Raw genomic sequence first — 10,640 nt, 5'->3', positions numbered from 1 at the left:
AGGCGTCTATCTCCACGCCTGGCGTTCGGGATACTCTGTCGATCGCCAAGATTAACGGGGACCGCCATGACTTTAGACGATGATTTGCGCGCGCTCAGCGAACAGGAAGCGGCGCTGACCTTCAGCCATTTCGACCATACCACCGCCTGGGCGTTGGGCGCGGCGCTCAAAGCCGCCGCGGAGCAGCGCCGCCTGGCGATCGCCATCGAAATCCAACTGGCCGGGCAAACGCTGTTTTATTACGCCATGCCCGGCGCCACGCCGGATATCGCCGACTGGGTGCGGCGCAAACGCAACGTGGTGAAGCATTTCCACAAAAGCTCCTACGCCATCGGCCTGCGGCTGCAGCAGCGGCAATCGACGCTGGAAGAGCGATACGGTCTGAGCGTGCGCGACTATTCGGTGCACGGCGGCGCTTTCCCGCTCAACCTGAGCGGCGTCGGCTGCATCGGCAGCGTCAGCATTTCCGGCGCGCCGCAGCTGGAGGACCACCACCTGCTGGTCAGCACTCTGGCCCAGTTTCTCGGATTATCCTTACCCGCCGTCCACTAAGCGCCAAAAACCACTTTAAATCCCCCGCCACGGCCGCCGGATACGCGGCCTGGCTGGGTAAAATCAAATGCCCGCCATGACAAAACCCGCGCATTTCTTTTCCCGCGCCAATTTGATGCAGGTCTGGTAATCCTTCGGCCAATGGGCGTATGGTATGACCTGACGCGACGCGACGGACCTCATCTGGCCCGCCATTCCTTTCTCTTTTAAAGATTTGGTTTGCACCTTAGATGAAAACGCATGAAATCAACAGAATTCGCCCCTTCAGCGCACTGATCGACGCCTGCTGGCGGGAACCTTATACCCTGCAACGCCTGCTGAAAGACGCCATCGCCGGCGTCACGGTCGGCATCATCGCCATCCCGCTGGCCATGGCGCTGGCGATCGCCAGCGGCGTGCCGCCGCAGTACGGGCTGTACACCGCCGCCGTCGCCGGTATCGTCATCGCCGTCAGCGGCGGCTCGCGCTACAGCGTCTCCGGCCCTACCGCCGCCTTTGTGGTGATCCTCTACCCGGTATCGCAGCAGTTCGGCCTGGCCGGGCTGCTGATCGCCACCCTGCTCTCCGGGCTGTTCCTGGTGATTATGGGGCTGGCGCGCTTTGGCCGGCTGATCGAGTATATTCCGCTGTCGGTCACCCTCGGCTTTACCTCCGGCATCGCCATTACCATCGGCACCATGCAGATCAAGGACTTCTTCGGCCTGCAGCTGGAGCAGGTGCCGGAAAACTACGTCGGCAAGCTGCTGGCCCTGCTGCAGGCATTGCCGACGCTGGACGTCGGCGACACGCTGATCGGCGCCGTCACGCTGCTGATCCTGATTTTCTGGCCGAAACTCGGCCTGCGGGTGCCGGGTCACCTGCCGGCGCTGCTGGCGGGCACCGCGCTGATGGGCGCGCTGGCGCTGTTCGACCACCCGGTGGCGACCATCGGCTCCCGCTTCAGCTACCTGCTGGCCGACGGCGGCCGCGGCCAGGGCATTCCGCCGATCCTGCCGCAGCTGGTCTTGCCCTGGGAACTGCCGGGCGGCGACGGCAAACCCTTTTCGCTGAGCTGGCACACCCTCTCCGCCCTGCTGCCGGCGGCATTCTCGATGGCGATGCTGGGGGCGATTGAATCCCTGCTGTGCGCGGTGGTGCTCGACGGCATGACCGGCAAGAAACACCACTCCAACACCGAGCTTATCGGCCAGGGCGCCGGCAATATCATTGCGCCGTTCTTCGGCGGCATCACCGCCACCGCCGCCATCGCCCGCTCCGCCGCCAACGTGCGCGCCGGCGCCACCTCGCCGGTGTCCGCCGTCATCCATGCGTTGCTGGTGCTGTTGGCGCTGCTGGTGCTGGCGCCCTGGCTGTCTTACCTGCCGCTGGCGGCGATGGCTTCGCTGCTGCTGATGGTGGCCTGGAACATGAGCGAGGCGCATAAGGTGGTGTATCTGCTGCGCCGGGCGCCCAAGGACGACATTCTGGTGATGCTGCTGTGCATGTCGCTGACGGTACTGTTCGATATGGTGATCGCCATTACCGTCGGCATAGTGCTGGCTTCGCTGCTGTTCATGCGGCGCATCGCCCGCATGACCCGGTTGAGCGAGCTGAGCGCCGACCGCGGCCGCCTGGTGCTGCGGGTCAACGGACCGCTGTTCTTCGCCGCCGCCGAACGCATCTTTACCGAGCTGCTGGCGCGCAGCGAAGGGTATCAGGTGATCGTGCTGCAGTGGGATGCGGTGCCGGTGCTGGACGCCGGCGGGCTGAGCGCCCTGCAGCGCTTTATCGACGAGCTGCCGGCCGGCAAGCGGCTGGCGATCACGGATATTCCGTTCCAGCCGCTGAAAACGCTGGCGCGGGCGCGGGTACAGCCGATCGAAGGGAAACTGCACTTTTATCCGACGCTGCCGGAAGCGCTGGCGGCGCTGGACGGTTAAAAAAAAAGCCCGACGAGAGTCGTAATGCCAGTCAGTTAAGCCTGACTGGCATTTTTTTATCCAACCTCTGTACGCTCTGCGCAGGAGGAATTGCCGTAAATACCCTGTATTTCTCTGCTACCGCAATGTACGGCAATTGGAGGGGCCGAAGGCGCGGCCCCTCCACCCGCGCCTCCGCTTAACACCGTCTGCCCTACGGGTTCCCTCGCTGCACCAGCGTTGTCGGGCGGGTCGGCTACGACAAACGTCCCTGTTAGTCTCGCCTCAACCGGCCTTCCCTGGCCGGTTGCCCCTGACAACGCCGTCTTGCTCGGCAGCCGGCGATGCGCGCCCAAGGTCAACACCCGAATCTGCAGCCACCGGGCAACTTGTCCCCTCCGTTTGATATTACGTTATGGAAGACAGTGAAAATGATGGGATGAGCACGATGTTAGGCGCCCTTGAAGACGCCGAACGCAGGAGCGGCGCATAGGCGAAACCGCCAAGGACGGCGGTTTCAGGCGAGACAGGCAGGGACGCCTGTCGTAGCCGGCCGTGATGCGACGGGACGGAGGGAGGGGAGTTGGCACAGCCAACCGTCTGATAGGGCAAAGGCGCGGGTTGCAAGGGACCGCGCCCACGGTCCCTTGCTCGGTCGAGGCGCGGGATCCTCATGGCGCATCTCACCTTTATCGACCGAAAATTTCACGGACGCCTGCAGAAAACGCTAACTGACAAGCATTACGACGAGAGTCGGGCTTTTTTATGACGCCGTTGGCGCTTAGTTGCTGGTATCCAGCTCCGGGAAGCTTTTCACCAGGTCGTCGATGGCTTTCATCTGCACCAGGAACGGCTCCAGCTTGTCCAGCGGCAGCGCGGACGGGCCGTCGCACTTGGCGCTGTTCGGCTCCGGGTGCGCTTCGATGAACAAACCGGCCAGGCCGACCGCCATGCCGGCGCGCGCCAGCTCAGCCACCTGCGCGCGACGGCCGCCGGAAGCGGCGCCGAACGGATCGCGGGTCTGCAGCGCGTGGGTCACGTCGAAAATCACCGGATGGCCACCGGTCACGTTTTTCATCACGTTGATGCCCAGCATGTCGACCACCAGGTTGTCATAGCCAAAGTTGCTGCCGCGATCGCACAGGATCACCTGGTCGTTGCCGCCTTCCTTGAACTTGTCGACGATGTTGCCCATCTGGCCCGGGCTGACGAACTGCGGCTTCTTCACGTTGATCACCGCGCCGGTTTTCGCCATCGCTTCCACCAAATCGGTTTGGCGCGCCAGAAACGCCGGCAGCTGGATCACGTCGACCACTTCGGACACCGGCTGCGCCTGCGCCGCTTCGTGCACGTCGGTAATGATCTTCACGCCGAAGGTTTTTTTGATTTCTTCGAAAATCTTCATCCCTTCTTCCAGGCCCGGACCGCGGTACGAGTGGATGGAAGAACGGTTGGCTTTATCAAAAGAGGCTTTGAAAACGTAAGGGATGCCCAGTTTTTGCGTCACGGTGACGTAGTGTTCGCAGATGCTCATCGCCAGATCGCGCGATTCCAGCACGTTCATACCGCCAAACAGCACAAACGGCAGGTCGTTCGCTACGTTGATGTCGCCAATGCTAACCACTTTCTGTTTCATGCTTTCGCCTTTGTTGAAGGTAAATCGAATAAATTAATGCAGCGTAACCTGTTTCGGCTCAATCGAATGGATCTGTACCTTGATCACTTCGCTGACCGGATCTTCAGGACACTGCTCGACAAAATAGTTGAGATCGGAAATGGCGATATGGTTGCACTCCAGCTGGGCGTAAATCAGCCCGCGATCGCGGATCTCGTACGGGTCGTCCGGATCGAAGCACAGCACCGTTTCGCTGGCGCGCAGCGCCATTTCCATCTGCTTTTCTTCCATCAGGGCCGCCTTCAGGGTGTCGAGCATCTTGCGCACCACCATGACGTTTTCCGATTCGTCGAGGTCGTCGTCTTCCAGCTCGGCCCCCAGCCCCAGGTTGCCCTTGATCCACACTTCCAGCTGATGTTCGTTCAGCGTTTCGCCGTTCAACGGGTTGATCAACCACATTTCGTCGTCCAGCCAGTCGGCGCGCAGAATAAGCTGGGTGGGGAAGATCACCGGCATCAGCGGCAGATCCAACTGGTGGGCGATGTGCAGGAAAATGGTGCCCAGCGACACCGGCGTGCCCTGGCGCCCTTCCAGCACCTTGTCCAACCAGATGGCGTCGGACAGGCGGTAAACGCCGCCGGCGCCGCCGAAGCCCCAGGTTTTGTAGAACAGCTCGATGAGTGCGTCCAGTTGCTGTTCCTGAGTCAGATCGTGCGGCATCGCCGCGCGCGCTTCATCGACCAGCTGCTGCAGCTTGCGCTCGACCTCGGCAACCGGGAAATCGCGCCGCACCGACTGCGACACCAGGATCACCCCTTCGCTCAGCGGCGAGGTGTTAAATTCAAAATCAGCAATGCTACTCATAGGTATCCCATCAGAAACGGTATTTTCGTCGTGGCAAGTTTAATTATCAGGTACAGACAGCCCAACGCCAGAACGAACGCCAACGCGCGCAGCTTCTGGCTTTTGGTCTTCTTGCCCAATGCGACGTAGCCAAGCAGGATATAGATAATAACGCCAAACAGCTTCTCGGTCAGCCATGAGTCCATACCCAGCAACGGATAAAACCCGAATGTCGCCACCAGCGCAATGCCGCTGACGAACAGCAGCGTGTCATTAAGGTGCGGCGCGATCTTGACCCAGCGCCGGCTCATCATCGCCGACTGGCGCCATTGCCAAAAGAAACGCAGCACAAACAAGGTAATACTGATGGCGACCGTCAGCAAATGGAAATGTTTCAATGCGGTGTATGCAGTCATGGGGCTTCCTTAAATTGCTTTGCGCGTCGTTATTATTGGTTTTCTGTTAGTGCGGCCATTGGCCGAGGGTTACGCGGTCGTTATCGCCATAGTCGCGGTGGGTGGCGACCGCGGTAAACCCGGCGGCCTGCAGCAGCTCGCGCACGCTGCGGCCCTGCTGCCAGCCATGTTCCAGCAGCAGCCAACCCTGCGGCTGCAGATGCTGCGGCGCCTGGCGCACGATGGCGGCCAAATCCGCCAGCCCCCGATCCGCCGCCACCAATGCGCTGCCCGGTTCGAAGCGCACGTCGCCCTGCGCCAGATGCGGATCGGCGGCGTCGATGTACGGCGGGTTGCTGGCGATCAAGGTGAAGGTGCGGCCGGCCAGCGGCGCAAACCAGCTGCCCGGCAAAAATTGCGCGTTGCCGATGTTCAGCTTCCGCGCGTTGTGCTGCGCCAACGCCACGGCGTCGGGCTGCAGGTCGACGCCGGTAACCGCGCAGTCCGGCCGCTCGCTGGCCAACGCCAGCGCGATGGCGCCGGTGCCGGTGCCGAGATCGAGAATACGGCAGGGTTCCGCCGGCAAACGCTCCAACGCCAATTCCACCAGGCATTCGGTATCCGGCCGCGGGATCAGCGTGGCGGGCGACACCGACAGCGGCAGCGACCAGAATTCGCGCTCGCCGACCAGATAGGCGACCGGCTCACCGCGTTCGCGGCGCGCCAGCAGCGTCTCCAGCTGCCGCTGCTGTTCTGGCGGCAGCGGCGTTTCGCCGAACGCCATCAGAAAGGTTCTGGCCCGGCCGGTGACGAAACCCAGCAGGATTTCCGCATCGCGCCGGGCGCTGTCGCTGTGCGTCAGCCTGGCGGCGGCGGCCTGCAGCCAGCGTTGATAGTCCATTACTCAAGCTCGGCGGACAGCGCGGCGAGCTGGTCGGCCTGATATTCCTGCACGATAGGCTGGATCAGCATGTCCAGCTTGCCTTCCATCACTTCGTCCAGACGGTACAGCGTCAGGTTAATGCGGTGGTCGGTCACCCGCCCCTGCGGGAAATTGTAGGTGCGATTGCGGTCGGAACGGTCGCCGCTGCCCAACAGGTTGCGGCGGGTGGAAGCCTCGGCCTGTTGGCGCTTGGCCATCTCGGCGGCGCGGATGCGCGCGCCCAGCACCGACATCGCCTTGGCTTTGTTTTTGTGCTGCGAACGCTCGTCCTGGCACTCCACCACGATGCCGGTCGGCAAGTGGGTGATGCGGATCGCCGAGTCGGTGGTGTTGACGTGCTGGCCGCCCGCGCCCGAGGAGCGGAAGGTATCGATTTTCAGATCGCCGGCGTTGATTTCGGGCATTTCGGCCTCCGGCACTTCCGGCATCACCGCCACGGTGCAGGCGGAGGTATGGATGCGCCCCTGCGATTCGGTTTCCGGCACCCGTTGCACGCGGTGGCCGCCGGATTCGAACTTCAGCTGGCCGTAAACGCCGTCGCCGGACACTTTGGCGATCACTTCCTTGTAGCCGCCGTGCTCGCCTTCGTTGGCGCTCATCACTTCCACGCGCCAGCGGCGGGTTTCGGCATAGCGGCTGTACATGCGGAACAGGTCGCCGGCGAAGATCGCCGCCTCATCGCCGCCGGTGCCGGCGCGCACTTCCAGGAAGCAGCCGCGCTCATCGTCCGGGTCTTTCGGCAGCAGCAGCACCTGCAGCTGTTGCTCCAGCGCTTCCGCCGCCGCCTTGGCCTGCTTCAGCTCTTCCTGCGCCATTTCACGCATTTCCGGATCGTCCAGCATCGTTTCCGCCGTCGCCAGGTCTTCCTGCACCCGGCGCCACTCCAGGAAGCAGCGGCTGACGTCGGTCAGCTGCGCATACTCGCGCGACAGCGCGCGGAACCGGTCCTGCTCGGCAATAACGCCGGCGTCGCCGAGCAGCGCCTGCACTTCTTCATGGCGCTCTTGTAACGCTTCCAGTTTGGCAACAATAGAAGGCTTCATGCGTGGTATTAAACCCTGTTAATAAGAGAAAACTAATGCTGATCCAGCCCGAGGCTGTCGCGTAATAAGTGCAACCGCTCCACGTCGCCGTCGCCGGCTGCCTGCTGGAGGGATTTGGTGGGGGCATGAATAAGACGGTTGGTCAGTTTGTGGGCCAGTTCGTGGATAACCTGCTCCACGTTGGCGCCCTGCGCAATGGCGGCCAGCGCTTTGGCTTCCATTTCGGCGCGAATTTGATCGGCCTGCGAACGGTAGTCGCGAATGGTTTCCACCGCGCCCTGTGAGCGCAGCCAGGCCATAAAGTTGGTGCTTTCCTGCTGCACGATGGATTCAGCCTGCACCGCCGCCGCCTTGCGCTGCGCCAGGTTGTTCTGAATGATGGCGTGCAGATCGTCCACGCTGTACAGGTAGGCGTTGGCCAGTTTGCCGACTTCCGGCTCGATATCGCGCGGAACGGCGATATCCACCAGCAGCATCGGCTGATTGCGGCGCGCTTTCAGCGCTCGCTCCACCATCCCCTTGCCGATGATCGGCAGCGGGCTGGCGGTGGAACTGATGATGATGTCGGCGTCCGCCAGGCGTTCGTCGATTTCCGGCAGGGTGATCACTTCCGCGCCGACTTCGTCCGCCAGCAGCTGAGCGCGTTCGCGGGTGCGGTTGGCGATGATCATATGCCGCACTTTGTGCTCGCGCAGATGGCGCGCGACCAGCTCGATGGTTTCACCGGCGCCGACCAGCAGCACGTTCAGATCGGCCAGCGATTCGAAGATTTGCCGCGCCAGGGTGCAGGCGGCGAAGGCCACTGACACCGCGCTGGCGCCGATGTCGGTTTCGGTGCGCACGCGCTTGGCGACGGAGAAGGATTTCTGGAACAGGCGCTCGAGCTCGCCGGAAAGCGACTGGCCGCGCTGCGATTCGGCAAAGGCCTTTTTCACCTGGCCGAGGATCTGCGGCTCGCCCAGCACCAATGAATCCAGCCCGCTGGCCACCCGCATCAGGTGGCTGACCGCGTCGTTATCATGGTGCCAGTACAGACTTTTCTTCACGTCTTCCGGGCGCAGATGATGGTATTCACACAGCCAGGCAACCAGCTGTTCGTGAATATGTTCCTGTTGCTCCACGCTGAGATACAGTTCGGTGCGGTTGCAGGTAGACAACACGACGCCGCCCTGCACCAACGGCTGTTGGAGCAAGCTGGAGAGCGCCTGATCGATAGACTCTGGCGAGAAGGTCACCTTTTCACGCAGAGAAACCGGAGCGGTTTTGTGATTAATACCTAACGCCAGCAGGGTCATTGCTTCGAGTAATACTTATGTTGGTACGGGTTCTCGTTGAACGGCATTCTACTTGATGCGCGGGATCAATAAAAGCAACAACCGCATCTTCCGTTCAATCGCTGATATAGGCAGCATCAATTGATAAATCCGTAATAAATACAGCAAGATGAATAATTGTTCGACGACATGACTTACTGAATTTTAACGCAGTCTGTGATATTCCGCACGCTATTCGCGCAAACGCCGCGCGTTGGGCCGAGGGAGCGGGCCGGCAATCTGACGCAAACGGCGGCGCGGCCGAACGATTGTGTTAATCTTATGGCAAACCCCGCGCCTGGCGCTGCGCTGGCAAAGCCGGCAAGATTCAACGCGATGCAGCAAAAAATTGACGCGCCGGCGCCGCGCCGCTAGCGTGAATGCTGAAAACGGGTTTCGCTGAGCATGCCCGCAAGGACAAAAGGACAAGAGAAAGTTATGCCAATCCGCAAAGTTAGTTTGCTTCGTCTGATCCCGCTGGCCAGCCTGGTGCTGGCCGCCTGTACCACCACCAGGCCGACCGGTCCGGCCACCAGCCCGACCTCGCCGCAGTGGCGCGCCCACGAGCAGGCGGTGCAGCAGCTCAGCCAATACCAGACCCGCGGCTCCTTCGCCTATTTGTCTGACCAGAAAAAGGTGTACGCGCGCTTCTTCTGGCAGCAGTTCTCCCCGGAGCGCTATCGCCTGCTGCTGACCAACCCGCTGGGCAGCACCGAGCTTGATCTGAACGTGCAGCAAAACGTGGTGCAGCTGACCGATAATCAGGGCAAGCGCTACGTCAGCGACAACGCCGAAGAGATGATCCGCAAGCTGACCGGCATGGCGATCCCGCTGGACAACCTGCGCCAGTGGATGCTCGGCCTGCCGGGCGAAGCCGATGACTTCGCGCTGGATGACCAATATCGCCTGAACAAGCTGACCTACCGGCAGGGCGGCCAGACCTGGACGGTGGATTACCAGGATTACCACGGCGACATCAAACCGCAGCTGCCGAGCCGCCTGGAGCTGAAACAGGGCGACCAGCGCATCAAGCTGAAAATGGATAACTGGACGCTCAAATGATTCGCCAATGGCCCTCTCCCGCCAAGCTCAACCTGTTTTTGTACATCACCGGCCAACGTGAGGACGGGTATCATCTGCTGCAGACGCTGTTCCAGTTTCTGGACTACGGCGATACCCTGACCCTGGACCCGCGGCGGGACGACAGCATTCGCCTGCTGACCCCGGTGGACGGCGTGCCTGACGAGCAGAACCTGATCGTGCGCGCCGCGCGTCTGCTGCAGCAGCATTGCGATCGCCATGGTTTGGCCACCGCGCCGCGCGGCGCCGACATCAGCATCGAGAAACGCCTGCCGATGGGCGGCGGATTGGGCGGCGGGTCGTCCAACGCCGCCACCGTGCTGGTGGCGCTCAACACCCTGTGGGGCTGCGGGCTAAGCGACGACCAGCTGGCGGAGCTGGGGCTGAGCCTCGGCGCCGACGTGCCGGTGTTCGTGCGCGGCCACGCCGCCTTTGCCGAAGGCATCGGCGAACGGCTGCAGCCGGCCAACCCGCAGGAAAAATGGTACCTGGTGGCGCATCCCGGCGTCGGCATCCCTACGCCGGTGATTTTCGGCGACGCGGAATTAAAAAGAGATACCCCGGTTCGCTCCTTAAGTGAGCTGTTGCAGGCTCCGTACGCAAATGATTGCGAACCTATCGCAAGAAAACGTTTTCGCGAGGTTGAACAGCTTCTTTCATGGCTGTTAGAATACGCCCCGTCACGCCTGACTGGCACGGGTGCCTGTGTGTTTGCTGAATTCGACACAGAAACCGCCGCTCGTCAGGTGTTAAATCAAGCCCCGGTGTGGTTGCGTGGTTTTGTAGCGCGTGGCGTTAACGTCTCTCCACTACATCGCATCCGTTCCGGGCAGTTTGAGTCGTAGCTCAACGTTTCGCTGCGCAGGGTCATGCACACCTGGCCCTGTTATCCCTGCGCTGCCTGCGTCTCAACTTAGTTTTACATACCCGTATGTATATTGCGCCGGCGTCGCCAACT

General features: G+C 61.7%; 10 protein-coding genes. 4 read left to right on the top strand and 6 right to left on the bottom strand.

The window, feature by feature from the left end; all coding sequences use genetic code 11:
• The first annotated feature begins 66 nt into the window (after window positions 1-66).
• Both CKW09_RS10330 and dauA read left to right on the top strand, forming a co-directional pair.
• A complete protein-coding gene (locus CKW09_RS10330; RefSeq protein ID WP_095097091.1) occupies window positions 67-552 on the top strand; it encodes a heme-degrading domain-containing protein in 486 nt (161 codons plus the stop codon).
• A 230-nt stretch (window positions 553-782) separates the two neighbouring features.
• A complete protein-coding gene (gene dauA, locus CKW09_RS10325; protein ID WP_095097087.1) occupies window positions 783-2,471 on the top strand; it encodes a C4-dicarboxylic acid transporter DauA in 1,689 nt (562 codons plus the stop codon).
• Window positions 2,472-3,231: 760 nt separating this feature from the next.
• On the opposite strand, the gene kdsA is transcribed toward dauA, so the two are convergent.
• Genes kdsA through hemA form a run of 6 tightly spaced genes read right to left on the bottom strand, consistent with a single transcriptional unit; the run spans window position 3,232 to window position 8,584 of the window.
• Entirely contained in the window at window positions 3,232-4,086 is an 855-nt protein-coding gene (kdsA, locus tag CKW09_RS10320) for a 3-deoxy-8-phosphooctulonate synthase (protein WP_061799135.1), read from the bottom strand.
• Between the two features lie 33 nt (window positions 4,087-4,119).
• Window positions 4,120-4,929 (bottom strand): invasion regulator SirB1, encoded by an 810-nt coding sequence (sirB1, locus tag CKW09_RS10315; protein WP_061799134.1) that lies wholly within the window; start codon window positions 4,927-4,929, stop codon window positions 4,120-4,122.
• Window positions 4,926-5,324, bottom strand: coding sequence for a SirB2 family protein (locus CKW09_RS10310; protein ID WP_061799133.1), 399 nt, complete (start codon window positions 5,322-5,324; stop codon window positions 4,926-4,928). The genes sirB1 and CKW09_RS10310 overlap by 4 nt, the downstream gene beginning before the upstream one ends.
• Before the next feature lie 46 nt (window positions 5,325-5,370).
• Window positions 5,371-6,204 carry a peptide chain release factor N(5)-glutamine methyltransferase gene (prmC, locus tag CKW09_RS10305; protein WP_061799132.1) on the bottom strand — a complete coding sequence of 278 codons (834 nt, stop codon included), beginning with the start codon at window positions 6,202-6,204 and terminating at the stop codon, window positions 5,371-5,373.
• Window positions 6,204-7,289, bottom strand: a complete 1,086-nt coding sequence (prfA, locus tag CKW09_RS10300; protein WP_061799130.1) for a peptide chain release factor 1 — start codon at window positions 7,287-7,289, stop codon at window positions 6,204-6,206. Before prfA ends, prmC begins: the two co-directional genes overlap by 1 nt.
• Before the next feature lie 32 nt (window positions 7,290-7,321).
• Entirely contained in the window at window positions 7,322-8,584 is a 1,263-nt protein-coding gene (gene hemA / locus CKW09_RS10295; protein ID WP_061799129.1) for a glutamyl-tRNA reductase, read from the bottom strand.
• A 456-nt stretch (window positions 8,585-9,040) separates the two neighbouring features.
• On the opposite strand from hemA, the gene lolB reads away from it, so the two are divergent.
• Complete coding sequence (gene lolB, locus CKW09_RS10290; protein ID WP_061799128.1) at window positions 9,041-9,664, top strand: lipoprotein insertase outer membrane protein LolB; 624 nt, start codon at window positions 9,041-9,043, stop codon at window positions 9,662-9,664.
• Window positions 9,661-10,527, top strand: a complete 867-nt coding sequence (gene ispE / locus CKW09_RS10285; protein ID WP_095097084.1) for a 4-(cytidine 5'-diphospho)-2-C-methyl-D-erythritol kinase — start codon at window positions 9,661-9,663, stop codon at window positions 10,525-10,527. The genes lolB and ispE overlap by 4 nt, the downstream gene beginning before the upstream one ends.
• The last annotated feature ends 113 nt before the right edge of the window (window positions 10,528-10,640 follow it).

Source organism: Serratia ficaria (assembly GCF_900187015.1).
In the GTDB taxonomy this organism is placed as follows: Bacteria; Pseudomonadota; Gammaproteobacteria; order Enterobacterales; family Enterobacteriaceae; genus Serratia; species Serratia ficaria.
The sequence above is the reverse complement of the archived record's forward strand: the minus strand, read 5'-3'. Positions and strand labels throughout refer to the sequence as shown.

What these genes read in the sequence shown, in the direction of transcription:
- CKW09_RS10330 (WP_095097091.1), top strand. Translation starts at nt 67, where the DNA reads ATGACTTTAGACGATGATTTGCGCGCGCTCAGCGAACAGGAAGCGGCG.
- dauA (WP_095097087.1), top strand. Translation starts at nt 783, where the DNA reads ATGAAAACGCATGAAATCAACAGAATTCGCCCCTTCAGCGCACTGATC.
- kdsA (WP_061799135.1), bottom strand. Translation starts at nt 4,086, where the DNA reads ATGAAACAGAAAGTGGTTAGCATTGGCGACATCAACGTAGCGAACGAC.
- sirB1 (WP_061799134.1), bottom strand. Translation starts at nt 4,929, where the DNA reads ATGAGTAGCATTGCTGATTTTGAATTTAACACCTCGCCGCTGAGCGAA.
- CKW09_RS10310 (WP_061799133.1), bottom strand. Translation starts at nt 5,324, where the DNA reads ATGACTGCATACACCGCATTGAAACATTTCCATTTGCTGACGGTCGCC.
- prmC (WP_061799132.1), bottom strand. Translation starts at nt 6,204, where the DNA reads ATGGACTATCAACGCTGGCTGCAGGCCGCCGCCGCCAGGCTGACGCAC.
- prfA (WP_061799130.1), bottom strand. Translation starts at nt 7,289, where the DNA reads ATGAAGCCTTCTATTGTTGCCAAACTGGAAGCGTTACAAGAGCGCCAT.
- hemA (WP_061799129.1), bottom strand. Translation starts at nt 8,584, where the DNA reads ATGACCCTGCTGGCGTTAGGTATTAATCACAAAACCGCTCCGGTTTCT.
- lolB (WP_061799128.1), top strand. Translation starts at nt 9,041, where the DNA reads ATGCCAATCCGCAAAGTTAGTTTGCTTCGTCTGATCCCGCTGGCCAGC.
- ispE (WP_095097084.1), top strand. Translation starts at nt 9,661, where the DNA reads ATGATTCGCCAATGGCCCTCTCCCGCCAAGCTCAACCTGTTTTTGTAC.